This window comes from Streptomyces sp. NPDC050147 (assembly GCF_040660195.1).
Lineage (GTDB): Bacteria > Actinomycetota > Actinomycetes > Streptomycetales > Streptomycetaceae > Streptomyces.
Map to the genome: position 1 here is coordinate 276,770 of NZ_JBFALJ010000007.1, position 19,489 is coordinate 296,258.

The window sequence follows — 19,489 nt, forward strand, 5'->3', positions numbered from 1 at the left end:
GCGTAAGGGGCCGCGGGCCAAGGCGGCGAGACGGCGGCCCTCGCGGGTTCGGGGGCGGCGTCTGAGACCCGCTGCTGAGGCTGGCCAGGGACCGGCGGGTGTCAGGCAGGCGGCCGGTTGCTGCCGCTGGGCGCGCGGCTCAGGTCGACCACGCAGAAGAGGTTGCCGTCGGGGTCGGCGAGAACGACGAAGTCGGGGTCGGGCGGATACAGGTCCCATTCCACGGCTCGCGCACCCAGTGAGATCAGCCGCCGGACCTCTGTTCGTTGTTCCTCCGTGGTCTCGGCGAACAGGTCCAGGTGCAGCCGCGGCCGGGGCTCCGCCGGTGACGCGCTGCGGAGCAGGCCGAGAGCCCGGCCGGAGCCGTCGGCGTGGTCGAGCGTCCGCCATGTCTCGCTCTTCCACTCCTCGGTGGCGACCAGGTCCAGTGCCTGCGTCCAGAAGGCGACCGCGCGGGGAATGTCGGTGACACCGACGACGGGAATTCCGAGCTTCAGCATGTGCAGAGCCTAGGTCCTGCGCGGCGGCCCCTCAGCCCGGTCCGCTAGGCGGGCAGTCCGCGGACGAAGTCGGCGACCAGGGTCGCCACCGCTGCCGGAGCTTCCATGTTCATGAGGTGGGTGGCGTCGGTCCGGTGGACGCTGACCGTCGGCCGCGTGCGGGAGACCACGTCCAACTCGGCGGAGACCTCTTGGGCGAACCGGGCGCTGAATTCGGCGAACCACTCCATGCCGGGCGCCGGCGGCAGCTGTCGGCCGGCCTGCACAAGGAGCAGCGGGCGTTCGACCCCCTCCAGCAGTGCCGTGACGCCGGGTGCGGAGAGCCTGTGGAGTTCGTCCACGATCTCCGTCGCCTCCGCCCGGTGCGGCAACGTCTGCCATGTGCCGTCGGGCAGCGGCTGTGCGGCCGCGCGGGCAGCGGTCTCCGCGTGGTCGGCGGGAATCCCGAACCGGCCGGCGGCGATGACCTTTTGCTCGACGTACTCAGGAGGGGCGATCGCCCCGGCGGTCGCCAGCAGTCCTGCACTGACTTGCGCGGCGCCGGGGTAGTCGCCCGCCCACCAGAAGCCGTCGAGATTGACGGCGGCGCGGGCGCGGTCCGGGTGCGTCCGGGCGTACTCGACGGCGATCATGCCGCCGAGGGAGTGGCCCACCAGCACGGCCTCCGGCACGCCGTGCGCGTCGAGGGTTTCCGCGATGTCCCGTACGACAGCGGGGATGGTCCAGGGGGAGACGCGAGGGGAACGGCCGTGTCCGGGAAGGTCGACGGCGAGGACACGGTGCCCCGCGGTGAGGTGTGCGGCAGCGGCGTCCCAGTCGGCGAGCGATCGTGAGAATCCGTGCAGGAGAACCAGTTGGGGGCCATCGCCACCGTAGTCATGAGCATGTAGGAGTGTCATCGCATGGAACTGTAGGACCCACGAAGCGTTTCGAACATCGATTAAAGTCCGTGGGTGCCCTCTCCCGGGTCGTGTTTCCCTTCGGCCCTGTGCTGCGCGGCCAGCAGCCAGTCGACGCCGAGGAGTTGAAGGATCTGCCGTACGGCCTTGGAGGGGTGGAGCACGACGAGGCGGCCACCCGCTGCTCGGCTCCGTTCGTGATGCGACAGGAGCGCGTTCACACCGGAGGAGTCGATGAAGGTGACGTTCGCGAGATCCAACTCGACCCGCTCGGCCAGCAAAGGCTCCAGTACCGCTGTCAGCGACGGCACGCTGTCCATGTCCAGGTCCCCGCACGCACGGATCAACGCGGGTTCGAGGCCCAAGACCGCATCCACGTGCAGCGGTTGGGGTGAAGCGGGAGCCATGCTTCGTGGTCTCCTCGGGTACGTTGGGCCGACCGGGCGGTGGTTACTCGTCCGTCGCGCATGAATATGCCCCGAAATGCTGCGCCGCACGCACGGTAAGAGTGGAACGCTGCTTGCAGGAACATCCCGGCCGGTGTCGGTGCCGCGCTGGGGTGGGCGGACCGCCGGATCATACAGGTGCGTCCGCGCGGGCCCCGCCTGGAGTGCTCCCTCCTCGAGAGGCGAGGCCCGCTCCCTCGTCCAAGCGCTCAGGAGCCCGCGACATCTCCTGGCCGGTGCGGCACTTGGGAGGCTGCCTCGCTGGCATGCCTGCCCTCACCACCTATAGGTAGGCAGGCCAGATCGCGTCAAAGACGCCGAAGGGTCGGTGTCGCTCTCATTCGGCGCCGGAGCCGTCGGTGAAGTGTGGCAGCACCATCTCCACCAGTGCGTCGACGTCTGCTTCGACCATCGGCTCGCCGGTCATGCCCATCCGGTGGAGCAGGACGCCGACGACGACGTCGATGAAGAACAGGATCCGGTTCTCCGGCTCGTCGAGCGCTTCCTGGAGCGCGATCCGGTACGGGTCCTGCAGCCGCGTGGAAAGGATGTCCCGTAGGGCGGGGTCGCTGACGGCGTCACTGAACACGCCGGCGAACGCGTCGCCCACTCCGGGCTCACCGATCTTCGCCGCGACCCAGCGGATGGTCGAGGACATGACGTCGGCGCGGCTCGCGCCCTCCAGCGGCGCCGGGCCGAACGCGTCGAGGAGACAGTCCACGATCAGTGCGCCCTTGGAAGGCCAGCGCCGGTAGACCGTCGACTTCGCGACGCCGGCCGCGGCGGCGATGCGCTCGACCGTGGCCTGTGCGTAGCCCAGTTCCCGCACCGTGCTCAGGGTGGCGGCGAAGACCGCGGCGTTGACGCCGGCGCGGGGGCGGCCGGGGGGTCTGGCGGATGCGGATGTGGTCGAAGCCATATGCGCATGCTATCTCGTTTCGCTACCTTGGGTATCGATACCTCAAGTCGCGTAACTCTCTCGACAGGAACAGGACATGAGCGAGGACACTGCCACGCAGCGGCCGCCGGCGCCGGACTGGAACACGGTGACCGCCGAGGAACTGCTCGCCTACCGCGACGCGGAGAACCGTTTCAGGGCGTCGAGCGCCGCCCGGGCGTTCACCGGAGATCCGGATCCCGGCGCCACGATCGAATGGCAGGAGGTGGCGCTGCCCGGCCGGCGGCTCCCGGCCCGGGTGTACCAGCCGTCACCCCGGCACGAAGCCACGGCCCCGGGCCTGCCCCTCGTCCTGCACGTCCACGGAGGAGGCTTCGTGGGCACGGCGGTTCAATGCGACTGGGTCAACAGCCACCTGGCCGCCCGACTGCCCGCGGTCGTCGTCTCGGTCGAGCATCGCCTCCTCGCCCAGGACACACCACTGTCGGCGGCCGTCGACGACGGCTGGGACGTACTCCAGCACGTGGTGCGGCATGCCGCACAGAGGGGCATCGACCCGGCGCGGACCGCCGTCTTCGGGGAGAGCTGCGGCGCATTGATCAGCGCTCTGGCAGCGATCCGGTCCAGTGAAGCGGGCCTGCACCTTCGAGCGCAGGTGCTGGTCAACCCCGCGGTCGACGTGACCGAGACGCTGTTCGACCACGCCTCGATCACCGAGTACGCCCACACTCCGTTCCTCGCCGTTCCCCAGCTGCAGCTGTTCCGGCGGCTGGCGGTGCCGCAGGGAACCGACCCCCGTGCGCTCTCCCCGCTGTACGCCGACAGCCTCAGCGGACTTGCCCCGGCGCTCGTGGTGGTGCCCACCCACGATCCGCTGGCCGATCACGGCCGCCGCTACGCCGAACGCCTGCATGAGGCCGGGACACCCGCGAGACTCACCGAATACGCCGGTTCAGGGCACGCTTTCCTCAGCGTTCCTGGCGTGGATCCACAGGCCGAGGCGGCGCGGACGGAGATCCTCGACTTCCTCCGCACCGCGCTCGCCACATGATCGAGAAGGAGAAGGACACAGTGCAGAGCATCGGCATCATCGGGGTGGGCGAGATCGGCCGGGCCCTCGTGACGGGCTTGTGCGACGGGAGCGACGGACCGCCAGAGGTGTACCTCTCCCCGCGAGGGGCCCGCGCGGCCGCGGAGTTGTCCGAGCGCCACGAGAGCGTACGAGTCTGCGCCGGCAACCAGGAGGTGGTGGACCGCTCCGACGTGGTGTTCGTCGCCGTACGCGCGAAGGACCGGCACGAGGCGCTATCCGGCCTGAGCGTGGACGACGACAAGACGGTGATCAACGTGATGGCGGGCGTCGCCAACGACGACCTGCGCCGGATACTTGCCACCGAGGCCGCGCTGGTGCGGGCCATCCCGCTGCCCGCCGTACGTGAACGCCGCTCCGTCACGGTGACGTTCCCGTCCCATCCGGTGGCGGACGCGCTCTTCGAGCGGCTGGGCGGGGCGCAGCCGGTCGCGGACGAGGAGGCCTTCAACGTCTTCTCCGCGCTGACGGGGACGCTGACCACCCACTACTCCTATCTCGACACCCTCACGTCGTGGGCCGTCGGCCACGGTGTCGCCCCCGACGCCGCCGACCGCTACGTCCGCGGACTGTTCCAGGCCGTCGGCCGTGCCCTGAGCGACGAGACCCGCTCCCTGCGCCAACTCGCCGCCGACCACGAGACCCCGAACGGGAACAACGAACGCATCCGCACCACGTGGTTCGACCCGGCCAACTCCCAAGCGCTCGGCAACGCCCTCGACGGCCTCCTCGCCGACCTGAAGTAGCCAGGGTCGGCCCCTGACGGATACGTACGCCAGAACCGAACTCGACCGCGTCGACCGCCCGTCCTCGGCAACCGGCGTACGTACCCGCTCTGTTGACCTGCGCCTCAGACGCGTTCCAGGACCACTACCGGGATCTCCCGGTCGGTCTTGCGCTGGTAGTCGTCATAGGCGGGCCAGGTCGCGGCCATGGTCCGCCACATGTCCGGCTTCTCGTCCGGCGTGGCGGTACGGGCACGGGCGGTGTAGCGGTCGCTCTTCACCTGCACCTGGACCTCGGGATTCGCCTCGATGTTGCGGAACCAGAGGGGTGGCTGGTCGGCTCCGCCGTTTGAGGCCACCACGAGAACGTCGTCACCGTAGGGCTGGTAGATCAGGGGAGTGCTGCGCTGCTCACCGCTCTTGCGGCCGATGGTCGTGAGGATCAGCACCGTGGTGTTCTGCCAGTCGTGGCCCTCCTCGCCGTCGGTCTCGACGTAACGCTCGACGTGCTCTTTGCCGAACAGCATCCGCTGTCTCCTTCGTGTACTCGCTGGATGGTGCGCGTGTTCTGCCTGCGCTGACCAACTCTTCATGGTCACTCCGCGGTTTCCCGCCAGCGTGGCGCCGAATCGGCGCGCCCGGCCTAATGGCATCCCCGCGAAGGTCCGCTGCCGCCCAGCAGATGCCGGTGAAGTCGCCTCTTCTACCCATTCCTTCCCGGTTGAAAGCACCACAGAGGGAACTTCAGGCATTTGGTCGGCTCGCGGGGGGCAGCGCGATTGCGCTCCCAAAACCTCCGCGTCCAGGCCTCGTTGGGCGGAACATGGACGATGACACGAGAGACCCGTATTCCGCTTCGCCCCAAGGTCAACTCCTCACCGGGGCCTACTGGTTGGACTCTCCCGTATACGCCGGAGAAGAGTGCATGTGGTGCACGGAGTCGTTGCGGGAAGGTGCCATGCCCGAACAGCGGTTCGGCATTCAGGTCGAGTGATGCGCCGCCGCGCGAGCCCTTGCGGAGGTCACGGGTTCAACCGGAGGCGGGCGGCGGGTCGGCGATGCCGACGATGAAGCTCTCGCTCACCGTCCGGATGCGGGGCGACCACCCCCGGGCGACGAGATCGCCGGTGAGCGTGTCGGCGTCGTGGAAGACCTTGACTATGCGGTGTTCGCTGCCGTCCCCGAGCCGGCGTCGTACCGCGGGCACGGTCCGGCGTACGAGAACTTCCTCGCGCGCGGCCTCGGTGGGTCCGTCGTCGATGAAGACCGCTTTGCCGTGCGGCGCGAGCGCGGCGGCGACGAGGTCCCAGAAGTCGGCCGTCCGGGACGGCGGCACGTGGGAGAGCCAGAAGGCGAAGAAGACGGTGTCGTACGGGCGCGACGGCTGCCAGTCGAACATGTCGGCCCGGAGGAACCGCACCCGCGGGGACGCGGTGTGCGCGCGTGCGATCTCCAGCACCTCGGGCGCCGCGTCGACAGCCGTCACCGAGCGCGCCCTGGCGGCGATGGCCGGGGTCCACCGTCCTGTTCCGCAGGCCAGCTCAAGCACGTCCCCGGCGATCGGAAGGCCGTCGATCAAGGACAGGAGGCGTCGCAGGTCCGCGCGCTCGGCGTAGGCACGGTCGTACTCGGCCGCACCGGCCCGGTAGTAGGCGAGCTGCTCCGCCAGGAGGTCGTCGTCGCTGTCCATGAGCCTCGACCGTAGTCGCGTCGCCTCGATATGGGCACTGCCGCGGCTGTGTCGGGGCGGCTCATGTGACGGGACGGGACAGAGCCTCAGACGGCCGCCAACTCGGCGTTCGCGCGCTTTGTGATCAGGGCCAGGACTCGGCCCGCGATCGCGAGGTCCTCGGAGGGAATGTCGGCGTACAGGCGGGCGGAGATCTCCGCGGTCTCGGCGCCGGTCCTCTCGTACAGCTCCCGTCCGGCGTCCGTCAGGCGGATCCGGGCGGCATCCGCCGGGTCCTTCTCCAGCAGCTTCGTGGCAGTCAGGTCCTCGATCACATCGCGCACGACCGACTCGTCGACCTTCAGTGAGCCGGTGACGTCGCCGACGAGTTCGTCGTGGCCCATGGACTCGCCGCCGAGCACGAGGGCCCGGAGCGTCACGCTCTGGTGGAACGTCGCGCCGTGGCGGGTCAGTACGCCCTCCAGGAGGGCGCGCGAGGCGTAGTGGGCCAAGGCTATGACCCGGCCGTTGGTCGTGGGTGTGGGTGTGGGTGTGGGTGCGGGCGCGGGTGCGGTCGTAGGCGTAGCTGTGGGTGTGGTGGTGGTCATGTCTGCTCCTCGTAGTTCTCGGTGTGCGGTTCAAGAGGTGCGTCGAGCAGGGTCGCCAGCTCGCGGGTGAACTGCCGTGTGCGCGAGCTGTTCTGCCCTCCGAGCGGTTCGAGCAGCTGGTCCAGCAGGCCCTGGACCACGTGGATCGCGCGGTGTGTGACGTCGCGTCCTTGCTCGGTGAGCGACAGTTGCATGGCACGGGGGTCGTGCGGATCGCGGGTACGGGTGACGAGTCCGGCGGCTTCCAGTGCGCGGGCGAGCTTGGAGACGTACAGCGCCTCAAGCCCTGTGTGGTCGGCCAGCCGACGCTGGCTGGGTTGCAGCCCGGAGCGCGACATGCCGTACAGCGATGTCATCAACGCGTACTGCGCATGGGTAAGGCCCAGCGGCCCGACGGCCCGGTCGACGGCGACCCGCCACTTCATCGACAGGCGCCAGACCAGAAATCCCGGCGTTGCGCCCTCAGTTGCTGTACTCACAACAGATAATGTACATGGCTACTATAGCCATGGCTACTGTTAATCGCGGCTGGAGGCCCGAAGTGAGGGGCCTTGCGATCGGGCCGACGACGCCCTGTGGTCTCTAGGCGCGGCCCTCGATGACCAGGTTGCCGTCTTCGGTGAGGCGGGCGACCTCGCCGGTCTTGAAGAAGCCGTCGGGGGTGAAGGCGCGGGCGCTCTGGTCGGGGGCCTTGTAGTAACCGCGGGGGGTGTGAGGGCCGCGCGCCCAGAGATCCCCCGGAGTTCCCGCCGGTGCTGCGGTGCCGTCCGATTCGGTCAGGCGGATCTCGTCGTCCGGTGAGAGGGGACGGCCCCGCGTGTGACGGATGACGTCGTCGGTGTCGGTGAGGCGGGTGAGCGACAGCGGCCCCTCCGCCATCTCGAAGACCTGCTGGAGGCGGCAGCCGAAGGCGGGCTGGATGCGAGCCGCCAGTTCGGGGTCGAGGGGCGCGCCACCGATCTGGACGAGACGCAGGCTGGAGAGGTCGAACCGGCCGTGGGGGAGGGCGTCGAGCCACAGTCGCGCGTCAGCGGGGGTGAGCGAGGTGACCGTGACCTTTTCCGTCTCGATCGCGTGGAAGGCTGCTTCGGTCGTGCGCACCGCGTCCGCGTGGTCGTCGATCAGTACGACGGTGCCGCCGGCGGCGAGGGTTCCGACGATGCCCGGACAGCCGAAGGTGAGGTTGGCGGCGGCGGGGAGGGCCGCGAGGTAGACGTCCTCGGGGCCGAGACCGATGAGTTCACCCGCGGCGCGCGTCTGATACGCGTAGGCGTTGTGGGTGCGCGGAACCAGGCGGGGCGCGGTCGCGGTCGCGTCAGCGTTCGACGGCAAGAGAAACGCGACGTCGTTGGGGTCGTATGCACGGTCGGGGTCGCGCGGGGCATCCAGGGAGCCGAGGGGAAAGAACAGGCATCCGCTGGGGGCGGTGAAGAAGCCGCTTTGAGGGCTGTCGGGGTTGTCCAGGGTGAAGGCTCGGCGCAGGCGCGGATGGTCGTCGCTGACCATCGAGGCCATCTTGGCGTGGTCGAAGCCGCGGTGGACGCCGGGGCCCATGTAGGCAGCGGCTTCGGTGACCTGGGCGAGGTGTCCGATCTCGTCCGCCCGGAAAGAGGTGGGTGCCACGACCGGGAAGGCTCCGGCGCGCATCAGGGCGTAGACGGCGATGACGAACTCGGGCACGTTCGGGAGCTGGACGATGACCCGGTCACCCGCGCGGACGCCCCGAAGCGTCAGCCCGGCTGCCATGCGGTCGACACCGCGGTTCAGCTCGCGGTAGGTGAGCCGACGTTCGCCGTGGACGAGGGCGGTGCGGGTGGTGTGGGTGCGGGCGTGCTCGGCGAGGAGTTGGGGCAGGGCGGCGCCCTCGTAGTAACCACGGTCGTAGTAGCGGCCGATGGTCTCGGGCGGGTGCGGGGTGCAGCCGTCCAGCATGGTCCGGACTCCTTCCTGGGCGCGTGATGATGTGGATCACGGCCGCTCACATTCGCACGCCGGACGCGGAAGCGACAACCAACATTTGTGCACCGCGTTCCTGAGGGCGCAGTCGCTCCGGGCGAAATCGAGCCCACGTCTTGTCACAGGCTGACGCCCAGCCTTACTGTCCAGTAAGTATCCAGCGGGTAACCCTCGTTGGCCACAACGTCATGCGCAATGTCATGGTCATGCCAAACCGCGAGCGGCGCGCACGTCAACGCGCACGTCAACGCGGAAAGCGCTGCGCACGTGTGTGACTTCCACGGCCGCGTGCGGGCATCGACCCGATCAGCCGAACCTTGAGCGAGGAGCACACCATGAGCCGCAAAAGACGCCCTGCGCGTACTGCCCGTTCGCTCCAACGCTACGCTGACACCGGCGAGTTGACCACGCTCCGCGGTAACCTGGCGCGTCCGCGTCTGGTGGTGGGCGTCGTCGTCGGCGCTGTCTGTGTGGGCCTGTCGGGAGCACCGGCCTCCGCGGCCGACGGGGAGCCCGTCGTCTCCCGCGGGGTCACCATCCCCACCTTCTACAACCCGCCCGCGCAACTCCCTGCCGCCAATGGTTCGTTGGTCCGGACCGAGCCCATGCCGCTCGGGCTGAGCATCCCCGGCCTCGACGGACGTCCCATGCCGGGTACCGCGAGCCGCCTGATGTACAAGTCCACCGACTCGACCGGGCAGCCCGTCGCGGTCACCGGCGCCTACATCGAGCCCTCGGCCGCCTGGACGAAACCCGGGCCCCGCCCGCTGGTCGCCGTGGCCTCGGGCACCATGGGCCAGGGTGACCAGTGTGCTCCCTCCTTCGCCCTCCAGCACCCTCTGACCCTCAACGGCCAGACCGTGTCCGTGGGCTACGAAGCCCTGGCCATTTACCGCATCCTGGCCACCGGGGCGGCCGTCGTCATCACCGACTACGTCGGCCTGGGGGCCACCGACCGCGCACACACCTACGTCAACCGACTCGACCAGGGGCACGCCCTGCTGGACGCGGCCCGCGCCGCCCGTGCCGTCCCCGGGGCATCGGTCACCGCGGAGTCCCGCACCGGTCTGTACGGCTACAGCCAAGGCGGTGGAGCCAGTGCGGCGGCGGCCGAACTCCAGCCCTCGTACGCCCCCGACGTCCGACTGGCCGGTACCTACGCAGGCGCGCCGCCGGCGGACCTGACCTCGGTCATGAAGGGCATCGACGGCAGCGCGCTGGCCGGTGCCCTGGCCTGGTCGATCACCGGCTTCGCCCAGGCCGACCCCGATCTGCGCGCGGTCGTCGACGCGCACATCAACACCGCGGGGAAGGCCGCGCTGAAGGACGCCTCGACGATGTGCGTCGGCGACGCGCTGTTCGGCTACGGCTTCACCAAGAGCAACAAGTGGACCAGCGACGGCAAGTCCGTGGGGGACATCATCGCCGCTGACCCCCGAGCCAAGGCCGCACTGGACAGGCAGCGCATCGGCACGCTCAAGCCCAGCGGACCGGTGCGTGTGGCGACCGGCGTCCAGGACGACATCGTTCCGCACACCCAGGCCCGGCAACTGGCCGTGAACTGGTGCCGCAAGGGCGGTAACGTCACCTACGAGCCGCTCGTACTGCCGAACCTCGGCGACAAGATCCTCACCAACCACCTCGTGCCGCTCATCACCGACCAGGGCGACGCCATCTCCTGGCTGACCGACCGGATCTCCGGCAAGTCGGCAAGCTCCAACTGCTGGAAAATGCCGCTACAGCCCTGACCCGGTGGTCGTCCGCCCTCGCCCCGGCCGCGACAGGCTTCAGGCGGGGACGGGCTCCTGGCCGGCTGCGTCAAAGGGGGGATAGCTCTCGGCTCCCGTGCGCTCGGCCGCCTCGATGTAGACGGCGAGCGCGTCACGGGACTGGGACAGCCGGTGCATCTGGTCCTCCAGCCGCCGCAGCCGTGACCGCATCGCGGACAGGAGCTCGGAACACCCGGGCAGCTCCGGCGCCTCCCCGACCGCGCAGGGCAGTACGTACGCGATGTCCTCGGAGGACAGGCCGGCACCGAGCAGGTGCCGGATCTGCTTCACCCGCAGCACGGCGTTCTCGTCGTAGTCGCGATAGCCGTTCGCCCTGCGGTCCGCCTCCAGGAGGCCCTGGGCCTCGTAGTAGCGCAACTGATGGGCGTTGACGCCCGTACGACGACTCAGTTCCCCGATGCGCATCGAACCTCACTTGACCTTCATACCGGTATGAACGTTGACGATGCTGTCATGAACAACGAAACCGCTGCACCTGTATCAGTCATCGGCCTCGGTCTGATGGGCCGGGCCCTCGCGGGCGCGTTCCTGAAAGCCGGGCACCCCACCACCGTATGGAACCGCACGGCTTCCAAGGCCGACCACCTCATCAGCCACGGGGCGCAGTTGGCGCCGACGGCCGCAGACGCCCTGAAGGCGGGTTCTCTGACGATCATCTGCCTCACCGACTACGAGGCCATGCACGAGTTGCTCGGCGCGAACGATGTCACCCTGGAGGGCACGACACTGGTCAACCTGACCTCGGGTGCCTCGGCCCAGGCCCGGGAAGCCGCCCGGCTGGCCGAGCAGCGCGGTGCGCGCTACTTGGACGGCGCCATCATGGCCGTCCCTTCAGGGATCGGGACCGCCGAAGCGGTGATTCTGCTCAGCGGAGCGGAATCGGACTTCGATGCGCACAAGCCGACGCTCGACGCGCTCGGCACCGTCACCCACCTCGGTGCGGACCACGGGCTGGCGTCCCTGTACGACGTGGCGGGCCTGGCCATGATGTGGAGCGTCCTGAACGCCTGGCTCCAGGGCACTGCCATGCTCAGGACGGCCGGTGTCGACGCCGCGACGTACGCGCCGTTCGCGCAGCAGATCGCCACCGGTGTGGCGACATGGCTGCCCGGGTACGCCGAGCAGATCGACAACGGGTCCTTCCCGGCCGAGGTGTCGGCTCTGGAGACCGACGCGCGGGCCATGGCGCACTTGATCGAGGAGAGCGAGACGGTGGGGGTCAACGCCGAACTGCCGCGGTTGATCAAGGCGATGGCGGACCGCGCGATCGCCGCCGGTCACGGTGGCGAGCAATATCCCGTGCTGATCGAGGAGTTCGTCAAGCCCCGGGTCGACTGACCGAAGCGACCGGCGCCGAAGGGACTGGCCCAGTAGCGGCGCGCGATTCGCTGCGCCGCTACTGGCGGGAGGCCAGGGCCAGTCGATGCAGGTCTTCCAAGGCGTCGACGAGAACGGTGTGCTGGTGCCACTTGATCCAGCTACCGAGCGCACGGCTGGTGGCGTCCAGGGTCCGCAACTGCGTCTGGGTGAAGCCGACGAGGGGGCGTGCGTGGTGGGAGGAGATGACGCCCTGCACGGTGTCCTGCTCGTCGACCAGCGGAATGCTGTGGCAGGCGCGGCTGCCCGCCGAGAGGATCACCCGGCGGGTCTCGTCGTCGAATCCGGCCGAGGTCGCCACGTCCTTGACGGTTACCTGCTGGCTGGCGACGGCGGCCCGGGAGCACGCGGTCTTTCCGTCGACGAACGCGAAGTAGTCGGTGAACTGGCGGGGCAGGCCCGTGTGCTTCGCCATCCGCAGCACACCGTCCTCGACCAGCTGCACGTTGCCCATGTCCGTACCGGTGACGGACAGGACGCGTTGCAGGGCGGCGCCCAGTACCTCGCCCTGGTTCGTCGGGTTGAGCGTGCCTGCCTCAAGCGTGGCCAGGTCGGGTGTGGGCTGCTGCGGCCGTCCGCCGAACCACGTCCTGGCGCCCGGTGCCGGTCCCGGCGTACGGACCACCGCGGCGGCCAGCTGGTGCAGCTTGATGTTGGCTCGCTGGGACGCCTGGCGCAGCAGCGTGAACGCCGCCTCCGCGTTCGCCAGGCGATACCTCTCGACCAGGACGCCCTCGGCCATCGCGATCTTGGGGCGCGCACGGGCCTGGACCTCCAGCTCGGAGACCTGGCCGCGCAGCTGTTCGGCGGTGGCTCTGAGCTCTTCCGTCTCGGCCCTCAGGGTGGGGGATTCCTGGGGCGAGGACTGATCCTCGGGCGGGGGCGCAGACGGAATGTTCGTCACGTTGTCTCCCATGGCGGCACCCTGGTCCGTACTCCTCGTCGATCGTGAGCAGCGCCGCGACGCCACCGACGCCGCCCACCCCAGCTCCGTTCGCTGAAGGGGACCGCTGCTCACACACCCAGGGTGACCTTAACCCGACGTGTGGACGATGTGACGACCGGCCCCGGAAGTCAGGCGCGGGTGGGAGGGGTTGGAGGCGATGTGCCGGTTTTGGTGCCCGAGTGACTCATGCGGCCCCTCCTCCGGCCCGCTCTCTCGCCGACTCGCGTCCGAAACCGGCCGAAGCCCTGCGGTCCTGGGTTCGACCGGCCCCCTCCGGGCACCCGGAGAGCCGACGATGCCCCCTACGTGCAGCGGAGGAATCCGACATGACTACCGCACGCGACATCATGACCGGCGGCGCGCACTGCGTGGGCGCCGAGGAGAGCGTGCTCGACGCCGCCCGCAAGATGACGGAACTGGGTGTGGGCGCGCTGCCCATCTGCGGAACGGACGACCGGCTCAAAGGTGTCCTGACCGACCGGGACATCGTCGTCAAGGTGCTGGGCAAGTCCAAGGACCCGGCCACCGTCCTGGTCGGCGAACTCGCCCAGGGTGAGGCCGTCACCATCGGCGCCGACGACGGCGCGGACGAGATCGTGGCCACCATGACGCATCACAAGGTGCGTCGGCTTCCCGTCATCGACGGGCACCGGCTCGTCGGCATGGTGGCCCTCGCCGACGCCGCGCGAGCGCTGCAGGACCCCAAGGCCGGGCAGCTCCTCGACGCGCTCTCCACCGACTGACACCGGCGCCGCCAGGTTGGCTGGGGGCCAGGTCGGCTGGAGCCGCATCACCGACAATACGGCCCCAGCCTTCGCCCTCCAGGCGCGGCGGCGAGGCAACTCCCGCGACCCCGCACCGCCGGGGGCACCTCGCGCGAGAGCCGATCGAGGGGGAGCTTCGGTCCTCGCGCCCCCGGACGCTGCCGCACTCGCGCGCGGCGGCGGCCGGACACTCACAGCGTCCCACTCCGAGGGCGGCGTGTCCCCCTGCCGGCCCATTCCCGAAAGGTGCGCTCTCGAACGGGCGTTGGGGCGCCGACCCGGGCACGGTGCCGCTCCTCGTCACCGAGGAGGGCGTACCTGTTCGCGTACCCACGCGGGATCGGGATTGACGTGCGGTCGGCCCGCCACGAAGACCGTCGGCACGGTCTCATCGCCCTCGTTGACCGCCCTCACCGCAGCGGCCCCAGCCGGATCACGCCAGATGTCGACCCAGTACATCTGGCGGGCGCTACGCCCCAGCCGGACGCGCAGACGCAGGCAGTACGGGCAGCCCGAGCGCCAGAAAACGATCGGCCGGCCGTCGACCGCGGTGCGACGCTGGGCCTCCAGCGCACCGATCGGCCTCGGAAAGAACAGCGGCGAGTGCACGACCGCGAGCAGCATGAACACCAGCAGGAGTGCCGCGGCCGCACCAGGATTCCCCCTTGAGGCCGAGCTGACCGCGGCGAACGAGCCGCAGACCAGCAGCAGTACGGGAAGACTCCAGGCGCGCATCATGACGACGCAGGCTATCGGTGAGCCGAAGCGCCTTCGAAAACGCCCAGGGCGGGGGAGTCATCCGGGTGTCCGCCAGCGCGGGGCCTGGTCGTCAGGGGCCTTGGGTGAGGCGAAGTGGAAGGGCACGCCGAGGTGGTCGGCCAGCGCCTGGCCGGCCTCGATGGCGGCGTCTGCGGGGGAGCGGTCAGGGCGCCGGTAGACGATCGCCACCTGGCCCTCCCCTTCCGGGGCGTCCAGGACCGCGACCAGCTCCACGAACCAGTCGTGCACCGTATCGCCGTCCCAGAGAGCCTCGACGGCAGCCACCCGGCCGGGGAGGGCGGCGACGCGAGCAGCGAGCGAGGGGGTCTCGAGCGGGTCGGCGGGCCTGCGTCGCACCTGGTCGCCGAGAGCCTCGTATCGCGAGTGGACCACCAGCTCCGCCTCGTGCAGCCCCGATCCCAGCGGGCGCAGGGCCTCCCACACGGACCTGACCGCTGCCATCCGGCGGTCACGCAGCACGTCCGCGTCGACCTCATGGCGGGTCCGTTCATCCAGGCGGGCCCACCAGTCGCTCACTTGACCACCAGTCGGTATTTGGGCGGGTGTGTCAGGGGCCCGGTCGTCGGTGTCATCGATGCCGCCGGTGGTCGATGATCCCCTCGACGATCCTCAGCAGCCGGTCCCCCGCCTGATCGATGCTGCCGTTCTGCGTGCTGACCTGGGCGCCTTCGAGTACGAAGGTGATCTCGGCCGCGGCCTGTGCGGGGTCGGGCAGCCCCGCATCTGTGCACATGCCGACCAGTCTGCGGGTCTGGTGGGCCTTGTGCTCCTCGATCACTTGCCGTGCTGGATGGTCGCGGTCGGGCAGCTCGGCGATGGAGTTGATGAACGGGCAGCCCCGGTGCGAGATCGCGGGCAAACCCTCGGCGATGAAGCGGGCCAGACCCAGGATCTGCTCCCTGGGGCGGCCGGGGTGGTCCGCCTCGACCCGGTCGAAGGCGGCGCGGTAGTCGGCGGCGACGATCCGCAGCCACTCCGCGACCAGTGCGTCCTTGGTCTCGAAGTGCCGGTAGATCGCCATCTTGGTGGTCTCGGCACGCTCGGCGATCGCCTGCACACCCACCCGTCGGATCCCCTCGCGCTGGAAGAGCTCTTCCGCCGCGTCGAGGATGCGCTCGCGAGGCGGCAGCTTGGCCACCCTGCTCGGCCTGCTGGCGGTCGATGCCATGACTACTCCGTGACGTTCCGTCAGTTGCGGGCGGCGGGGGTCCGCGCGCACTGATACGGTACCAGCTCGTCCTGAACGATACCGTTGGGTATCATCAGGCACTTGACGGTATCTTCCTTCTGCTGGGGAGTAGTGACAGTGAGAGTCAGTGAGTACGTGCGTGCCGACGCGGTCGGGCTCGCGCAGCTGGTCGACGCGGGCGAGGTGACCCCCGCCGAACTGGAGGCAGCGGCGCACGAGGCCGCGCGGGCGGTCAATCCGCGGATCAACGCCATCCTGGAGACGTGGCCCGCCGACGACGGGCCCATTCCCGGCAGCGCACCGCTGGCCGGAGTCCCCTTCCTGATCAAGGACATCGGAGTCTCCATGGCGGGCAGGCGCATGGAGCTGGGCAGTCGTCTCGCGGCCGGCAACGTCGCCGGAGCCGACTCCTCCCTGATGATTCGCTTCCGCCGCGCCGGCCTCGCGACGTTCGGGCGTACCGCCACGCCGGAGATGGCCTACAGCATCACGACCGAACCAGCGCCGTACGGGCCGGTCCGCAACCCCTGGGACCTGGGGCGCAGCGCGGGCGGCTCCAGCGGAGGCGCGGGCGCGGCCGTAGCGGCCGGCGTGGTTCCGATCGCGCACGCCACCGACGCGGCGGGCTCGCTTCGCATCCCCGCGGCCTGCAACGGCCTCTTCGGCCTGAAGCCCACGCGCGGCCGGATCTCCATGGGCCCCGACGTCGACGAGATCTTCAACGGCCTGGCCGTGCACGGCAGCGTCAGCCGCACGGTGCGTGACAGTGCCGTACTCCTCGACCAGATACGCGGACCCGAACCGGGCGACCCCTACTTCGCACAGGAGCCCACCCGGCCGTACGCGGAGGAAGTCACCCGCCCCCCGGGCATCTTGCGGATCGGTGTCCTCGCCCAGGCGTGGGGCGGGCGCCGCACGACCACACCAGTGGCCGACGCTCTCGCTCGTACCGTGCGTCTGCTCGAATCCCTCGGCCACCGGGTGGAGGAGGTCGAGGTCGACCTGGGGGCCGACTGGGAGGAGTTCGTCCTGGCCAACGCCCGTCTGATGACGGCGAATCTCACTGCCTTGGTCGACGAGCTGGCTGCCGCCTTCGGCCGGCCCGTCGACACCTCCACCCTCGAACCGGAGACACTGGCCGGCTACCACTACGGGCAGCAGGTCAGCGGGGCTCAGCTCCTCGGCGCTCTCGCGCTCCGCAACCGGGTCGCTCGCAGCCTGGCACGGTACTTCGACGCTCACGACGTGCTGCTCACCCCGACCCTGCCGGAGCTTCCCATGCCTTTGGGTGCCTATGCCGAGGGTGGGCGGACGCTGGACGGCCTCGGCTGGATCGACCGGCTCAACGACCGCTCGCCGTTCACCACGGCGTTCAATGTGGCAGGCACGCCCGCCATGTCCGTGCCACTGACGGCCGACGCCGGGACGGGGCTGCCGATCGGCATGCAGTTCGCCGCCGGCTACGGGCACGAAGGCCGGCTCTTCCGCCTCGCGGGACAACTCGAACAGGCGAGCCCGTGGTCGGGCCGGACCCCCACGGTGTGGGCGGGGAACGCGTCCTGGCGCAGCACGGCGGACAGCAGGTCCGTGCCCAGTGTCGTCAGGGCGGGCACGTTGAGGGTGTAGTGGATGTAGCGACCCTGGCGGCGGGCTGTCAGCAGGTCGGCGCGGAGCAGGACGGCGAGATGGCGGGAGACCTCCGGGGGTGTCAGCTCCCAGGTGTGGGCCGGCTCTCCGGTGGTGTGCGGGCCGCGGGCCAGGGTGCGCAGGAGACGCAGCCGTACCGGATGGGCGAGCGCCTTGAGACGCAGCCCGACCGTCTCCAGCGGCACCGGCTCCGGTGGATTCGGTTCGGCCACCGGGTACTGCACCACCGGCTGCCATCCGGGCGCGTGGACCACCACCAGGTGCGGGCTGCCGAAGACGCTGGGGATGAAGGTGACCCCGGTGCCGTTGGCGGCGGTCGCCTTGTCCTGCAGTTTGTCCACCGTGACGCAGTCACCGTCCGGCGTCAGCGCGATGGCGCCGGATACCGATGCGAGCGCCGCGCCGAGGCCCTGGTGCCTCAACAGGTCGTTCTTCAGGCGCAGATCGGTGGCGAGCCGCTCGGCGATGCCGGCCCAGGCGGCGTCGAAGAACGCCTCGGCGCACTCTTCGAGGGTGTGGCGCACGCGCGCCCGTACGGCGGCCGGGTCCGCGATCAGCCGTTCCGCGAAAGCCTCCTGCCGCGCGCCACGGGCCTGGGCCAGGTCAAGGGCCCGCTCTCGCGCGTCCGTGTCGGTGAGCGGTGAGGACGCGGCGAAAAAGGCCCGGTTGCCGCCGCACGTGGTGACGAGCGCGGCGGTCACGTACGTCTCGTCGCCGATCCGGTCCACGTCGTCCAGTTCCTGGGCGAGAGTCGGCCGTGGGCGGGCGGGGAACAGGAAGTCGGCCTGTGAGGAACGCCAGAGGAACTCCGCCTCCCGCAACCGTTCGGCCAGCTCCGGCCGCAGCCGGGCCCGGACATCCGCGACCCAGTCGGCGAGCTGCGGGTGATGCCCCGGGGCGGCCAACGCGTGGAGCATCGAGGTCAGTTCGGCCAGCGGGGAGGCGGCGAACCGCAGCCGGTCGGGCGGCAGGCCGGTGATGTCGATGGGACAGCTGACCGCACGGGGAGGTGCATGCCTGAGCTCAGGCGCAGTACTCGGCTTCGACGATCTTGAACAAGGATGCTCAGCAGGACGGTCGCCACGAAGGTCTTGGTGATGCTGCCTACGCGGAACTTGTCGTCCTTACCGCGCGGCGCACCGGAGTCGAGGTCGCCCACGCCCGACGCCGACTTCCAGACGCCGTCGGTGTCACGGGCCTGGGCGGTGATGCCGGGGGTGCCCGCCTTCACGATCGCGTCCATCGCGCGCTGAGTGGCCCGGTGGCCCGTCCCCGCGTCAGGCGTGTGCGGTGTCGCCTGAGCGGGCGCCACGAAGGCGGTGGCCGCCATCGCCGCCGCCGCGACACCCACCACGCCGGCCTTCGTGCACTCGCGTAACGCCATTGCTTCTCCTCACAGTCGCTGAAGCCGCTCGCACAGCAGGACCGCGGAAGCGCCGGGGTGGTTGAGAGGGTTCCGGTGACGGGGCCGGGCCACGCCTTTCTATCTCCAACCTGTGTTGTTCCTAGAATGGGCCGGGTGGAGGACATCGAAGCGATCGCGGTGCTGCAGGATCCTGTGCGGCGCCGACTGTACGAGTACGTGGCGGCGCAAGGCCGTGAAGTCGGCCGTAACGAGGCGGCGGAGGCGGCCGGCGTGACGCGCACGCTCGCCGCGCACCATCTGGACAAACTGACGGACGCGGGGCTGCTGGAGAGCGGCAGTCGCCGCCTGACGGGCCGCTCCGGGCCGGGCGCGGGGCGTCCCGCCAAGGTCTACACGCGGGCGCGGACCGAAAGATCGGTGTCGCTGCCCGCCCGCGACTACCGCACCGCCGCCGAGCTGCTCGCCGAGGCTGCCGAGCACGCCGGCCTGGACGCCGGGCTCTACGCGGCGGCGCGCCGCCGGGGCGAGGCCCTGCGGGGCTCGACGGCGCCCTGCGGCGACCTCGAAGAGGCCATGGAGACACTGGCCGCGCGCGGGTACGAACCGCACCTGGAGAACGCCGAAGACGCGGGAGAAGCGCCGGTCGTTCGCATGCGCAACTGCCCCTTTCATGCCGTGGCCGAGCGCTTCCCGCCGCTCGTCTGCGGCATGAATCTCGCGCTGTTGGAGGGGCTGCTCGGCGCTGACGGGCCCGTCCACGCCCGCATGGATGCTCGGCCGGGGGAGTGTTGCGTGGCGCTCGACTCTTCTAAAAACAACGATGATTGACATAGAAAAGG

Annotated in this window: 22 protein-coding genes and 1 pseudogene; 7 read left to right on the plus strand and 16 right to left on the minus strand. The window is 70.0% G+C overall.

What is annotated here, in order from left to right; genetic code table 11:
- Nucleotides 1-101: 101 nt before the first annotated feature.
- The 4 genes from AB0I94_RS14420 to AB0I94_RS14435 all read right to left on the minus strand — a co-directional run bounded on the left by AB0I94_RS14420 (nt 102) and on the right by AB0I94_RS14435 (nt 2,764).
- Nucleotides 102-500 carry a VOC family protein gene (locus AB0I94_RS14420; RefSeq protein WP_363309848.1) on the minus strand — a complete coding sequence of 133 codons (399 nt, stop codon included), beginning with the start codon at nt 498-500 and terminating at the stop codon, nt 102-104.
- A gap of 44 nt (nt 501-544) precedes the next feature.
- The gene (locus AB0I94_RS14425) at nt 545-1,399 is read right to left on the minus strand and encodes an alpha/beta hydrolase (protein ID WP_363309849.1); all 855 of its coding nucleotides are present in this window, start codon (nt 1,397-1,399) and stop codon (nt 545-547) included.
- A gap of 41 nt (nt 1,400-1,440) precedes the next feature.
- On the minus strand, nt 1,441-1,806 hold the full coding sequence (locus AB0I94_RS14430) for an STAS domain-containing protein (protein WP_363309850.1): 366 nt from the start codon (nt 1,804-1,806) through the stop codon (nt 1,441-1,443).
- A gap of 376 nt (nt 1,807-2,182) precedes the next feature.
- Nucleotides 2,183-2,764 (minus strand): TetR/AcrR family transcriptional regulator, encoded by a 582-nt coding sequence (locus tag AB0I94_RS14435; protein ID WP_363309851.1) that lies wholly within the window; start codon nt 2,762-2,764, stop codon nt 2,183-2,185.
- A gap of 76 nt (nt 2,765-2,840) precedes the next feature.
- On the opposite strand from AB0I94_RS14435, the gene AB0I94_RS14440 reads away from it, so the two are divergent.
- Together AB0I94_RS14440 and AB0I94_RS14445 are read left to right on the plus strand one after the other, a co-directional pair.
- Complete coding sequence (locus tag AB0I94_RS14440; RefSeq protein WP_363309852.1) at nt 2,841-3,794, plus strand: alpha/beta hydrolase; 954 nt, start codon at nt 2,841-2,843, stop codon at nt 3,792-3,794.
- Complete coding sequence (locus tag AB0I94_RS14445; RefSeq protein ID WP_363309853.1) at nt 3,791-4,579, plus strand: NAD(P)-binding domain-containing protein; 789 nt, start codon at nt 3,791-3,793, stop codon at nt 4,577-4,579. The genes AB0I94_RS14440 and AB0I94_RS14445 overlap by 4 nt, the downstream gene beginning before the upstream one ends.
- Before the next feature lie 104 nt (nt 4,580-4,683).
- Here AB0I94_RS14445 and AB0I94_RS14450 read toward each other — a convergent pair whose 3' ends face one another.
- The 5 genes from AB0I94_RS14450 to AB0I94_RS14470 form a co-directional block, all read right to left on the minus strand.
- Complete coding sequence (locus AB0I94_RS14450; protein ID WP_363309854.1) at nt 4,684-5,085, minus strand: nitroreductase family deazaflavin-dependent oxidoreductase; 402 nt, start codon at nt 5,083-5,085, stop codon at nt 4,684-4,686.
- 503 nt (nt 5,086-5,588) lie between these two features.
- A complete protein-coding gene (locus tag AB0I94_RS14455; RefSeq protein ID WP_363309855.1) occupies nt 5,589-6,248 on the minus strand; it encodes a class I SAM-dependent methyltransferase in 660 nt (219 codons plus the stop codon).
- 86 nt (nt 6,249-6,334) lie between these two features.
- Entirely contained in the window at nt 6,335-6,835 is a 501-nt protein-coding gene (locus tag AB0I94_RS14460) for a MarR family transcriptional regulator (RefSeq protein WP_363309856.1), read from the minus strand.
- Nucleotides 6,832-7,314, minus strand: a complete 483-nt coding sequence (locus tag AB0I94_RS14465; RefSeq protein ID WP_363309857.1) for a MarR family transcriptional regulator — start codon at nt 7,312-7,314, stop codon at nt 6,832-6,834. Before AB0I94_RS14465 ends, AB0I94_RS14460 begins: the two co-directional genes overlap by 4 nt.
- A gap of 103 nt (nt 7,315-7,417) precedes the next feature.
- Nucleotides 7,418-8,767 (minus strand): AMP-binding protein, encoded by a 1,350-nt coding sequence (locus AB0I94_RS14470; protein WP_363309858.1) that lies wholly within the window; start codon nt 8,765-8,767, stop codon nt 7,418-7,420.
- A gap of 359 nt (nt 8,768-9,126) precedes the next feature.
- On the opposite strand from AB0I94_RS14470, the gene AB0I94_RS14475 reads away from it, so the two are divergent.
- Nucleotides 9,127-10,539 (plus strand): lipase family protein, encoded by a 1,413-nt coding sequence (locus tag AB0I94_RS14475; RefSeq protein WP_363309859.1) that lies wholly within the window; start codon nt 9,127-9,129, stop codon nt 10,537-10,539.
- A 39-nt stretch (nt 10,540-10,578) separates the two neighbouring features.
- Here AB0I94_RS14475 and AB0I94_RS14480 read toward each other — a convergent pair whose 3' ends face one another.
- Nucleotides 10,579-10,986, minus strand: coding sequence for a MerR family transcriptional regulator (locus AB0I94_RS14480; protein WP_363309860.1), 408 nt, complete (start codon nt 10,984-10,986; stop codon nt 10,579-10,581).
- A 48-nt stretch (nt 10,987-11,034) separates the two neighbouring features.
- On the opposite strand from AB0I94_RS14480, the gene AB0I94_RS14485 reads away from it, so the two are divergent.
- On the plus strand, nt 11,035-11,919 hold the full coding sequence (locus AB0I94_RS14485; protein ID WP_363309861.1) for an NAD(P)-binding domain-containing protein: 885 nt from the start codon (nt 11,035-11,037) through the stop codon (nt 11,917-11,919).
- Nucleotides 11,920-11,977: 58 nt separating this feature from the next.
- Here AB0I94_RS14485 and AB0I94_RS14490 read toward each other — a convergent pair whose 3' ends face one another.
- On the minus strand, nt 11,978-12,874 hold the full coding sequence (locus AB0I94_RS14490) for an ANTAR domain-containing protein (RefSeq protein ID WP_363309862.1): 897 nt from the start codon (nt 12,872-12,874) through the stop codon (nt 11,978-11,980).
- 356 nt (nt 12,875-13,230) lie between these two features.
- On the opposite strand from AB0I94_RS14490, the gene AB0I94_RS14495 reads away from it, so the two are divergent.
- On the plus strand, nt 13,231-13,647 hold the full coding sequence (locus AB0I94_RS14495; RefSeq protein ID WP_363309863.1) for a CBS domain-containing protein: 417 nt from the start codon (nt 13,231-13,233) through the stop codon (nt 13,645-13,647).
- A 321-nt stretch (nt 13,648-13,968) separates the two neighbouring features.
- Here AB0I94_RS14495 and AB0I94_RS14500 read toward each other — a convergent pair whose 3' ends face one another.
- Genes AB0I94_RS14500 through AB0I94_RS14510 form a run of 3 tightly spaced genes read right to left on the minus strand, consistent with a single transcriptional unit; the run spans nt 13,969 to nt 15,616 of the window.
- A complete protein-coding gene (locus AB0I94_RS14500; protein WP_363309864.1) occupies nt 13,969-14,406 on the minus strand; it encodes a glutaredoxin domain-containing protein in 438 nt (145 codons plus the stop codon).
- 57 nt (nt 14,407-14,463) lie between these two features.
- Complete coding sequence (locus AB0I94_RS14505; RefSeq protein WP_363309865.1) at nt 14,464-14,964, minus strand: hypothetical protein; 501 nt, start codon at nt 14,962-14,964, stop codon at nt 14,464-14,466.
- A gap of 52 nt (nt 14,965-15,016) precedes the next feature.
- Nucleotides 15,017-15,616, minus strand: a complete 600-nt coding sequence (locus AB0I94_RS14510; RefSeq protein ID WP_363309866.1) for a helix-turn-helix domain-containing protein — start codon at nt 15,614-15,616, stop codon at nt 15,017-15,019.
- A 138-nt stretch (nt 15,617-15,754) separates the two neighbouring features.
- Here AB0I94_RS14510 and AB0I94_RS14515 point away from each other — a divergent pair.
- A pseudogene (locus AB0I94_RS14515) lies at nt 15,755-17,197 on the plus strand (amidase); the annotation flags it as partial.
- Here the strand turns inward: AB0I94_RS14515 and AB0I94_RS14520 are convergent.
- Together AB0I94_RS14520 and AB0I94_RS14525 are read right to left on the minus strand one after the other, a co-directional pair.
- On the minus strand, nt 17,098-18,270 hold the full coding sequence (locus AB0I94_RS14520) for a DUF5937 family protein (protein ID WP_363309902.1): 1,173 nt from the start codon (nt 18,268-18,270) through the stop codon (nt 17,098-17,100). The pseudogene AB0I94_RS14515 and the gene AB0I94_RS14520 sit on opposite strands and share 100 nt — an antisense overlap.
- Complete coding sequence (locus AB0I94_RS14525; RefSeq protein ID WP_363309867.1) at nt 18,207-18,668, minus strand: serine hydrolase; 462 nt, start codon at nt 18,666-18,668, stop codon at nt 18,207-18,209. The genes AB0I94_RS14520 and AB0I94_RS14525 overlap by 64 nt, the downstream gene beginning before the upstream one ends.
- 135 nt (nt 18,669-18,803) lie before the next feature.
- Here AB0I94_RS14525 and AB0I94_RS14530 point away from each other — a divergent pair, with 135 nt between their 5' ends.
- Nucleotides 18,804-19,478, plus strand: a complete 675-nt coding sequence (locus tag AB0I94_RS14530) for a helix-turn-helix domain-containing protein (RefSeq protein ID WP_363309868.1) — start codon at nt 18,804-18,806, stop codon at nt 19,476-19,478.
- Nucleotides 19,479-19,489 lie beyond the last annotated feature (11 nt).

What these genes read in the sequence shown, in the direction of transcription:
- AB0I94_RS14475 (WP_363309859.1), top strand. Translation starts at nt 9,127, where the DNA reads ATGAGCCGCAAAAGACGCCCTGCGCGTACTGCCCGTTCGCTCCAACGC.
- AB0I94_RS14455 (WP_363309855.1), bottom strand. Translation starts at nt 6,248, where the DNA reads ATGGACAGCGACGACGACCTCCTGGCGGAGCAGCTCGCCTACTACCGG.
- AB0I94_RS14445 (WP_363309853.1), top strand. Translation starts at nt 3,791, where the DNA reads ATGATCGAGAAGGAGAAGGACACAGTGCAGAGCATCGGCATCATCGGG.
- AB0I94_RS14470 (WP_363309858.1), bottom strand. Translation starts at nt 8,767, where the DNA reads ATGCTGGACGGCTGCACCCCGCACCCGCCCGAGACCATCGGCCGCTAC.
- AB0I94_RS14525 (WP_363309867.1), bottom strand. Translation starts at nt 18,668, where the DNA reads ATGGCGTTACGCGAGTGCACGAAGGCCGGCGTGGTGGGTGTCGCGGCG.
- AB0I94_RS14450 (WP_363309854.1), bottom strand. Translation starts at nt 5,085, where the DNA reads ATGCTGTTCGGCAAAGAGCACGTCGAGCGTTACGTCGAGACCGACGGC.
- AB0I94_RS14435 (WP_363309851.1), bottom strand. Translation starts at nt 2,764, where the DNA reads ATGGCTTCGACCACATCCGCATCCGCCAGACCCCCCGGCCGCCCCCGC.
- AB0I94_RS14440 (WP_363309852.1), top strand. Translation starts at nt 2,841, where the DNA reads ATGAGCGAGGACACTGCCACGCAGCGGCCGCCGGCGCCGGACTGGAAC.
- AB0I94_RS14495 (WP_363309863.1), top strand. Translation starts at nt 13,231, where the DNA reads ATGACTACCGCACGCGACATCATGACCGGCGGCGCGCACTGCGTGGGC.
- AB0I94_RS14430 (WP_363309850.1), bottom strand. Translation starts at nt 1,806, where the DNA reads ATGGCTCCCGCTTCACCCCAACCGCTGCACGTGGATGCGGTCTTGGGC.
- AB0I94_RS14510 (WP_363309866.1), bottom strand. Translation starts at nt 15,616, where the DNA reads ATGGCATCGACCGCCAGCAGGCCGAGCAGGGTGGCCAAGCTGCCGCCT.
- AB0I94_RS14425 (WP_363309849.1), bottom strand. Translation starts at nt 1,399, where the DNA reads ATGACACTCCTACATGCTCATGACTACGGTGGCGATGGCCCCCAACTG.
- AB0I94_RS14485 (WP_363309861.1), top strand. Translation starts at nt 11,035, where the DNA reads ATGAACAACGAAACCGCTGCACCTGTATCAGTCATCGGCCTCGGTCTG.
- AB0I94_RS14490 (WP_363309862.1), bottom strand. Translation starts at nt 12,874, where the DNA reads ATGGGAGACAACGTGACGAACATTCCGTCTGCGCCCCCGCCCGAGGAT.
- AB0I94_RS14480 (WP_363309860.1), bottom strand. Translation starts at nt 10,986, where the DNA reads ATGCGCATCGGGGAACTGAGTCGTCGTACGGGCGTCAACGCCCATCAG.
- AB0I94_RS14500 (WP_363309864.1), bottom strand. Translation starts at nt 14,406, where the DNA reads ATGATGCGCGCCTGGAGTCTTCCCGTACTGCTGCTGGTCTGCGGCTCG.
- AB0I94_RS14420 (WP_363309848.1), bottom strand. Translation starts at nt 500, where the DNA reads ATGCTGAAGCTCGGAATTCCCGTCGTCGGTGTCACCGACATTCCCCGC.
- AB0I94_RS14460 (WP_363309856.1), bottom strand. Translation starts at nt 6,835, where the DNA reads ATGACCACCACCACACCCACAGCTACGCCTACGACCGCACCCGCGCCC.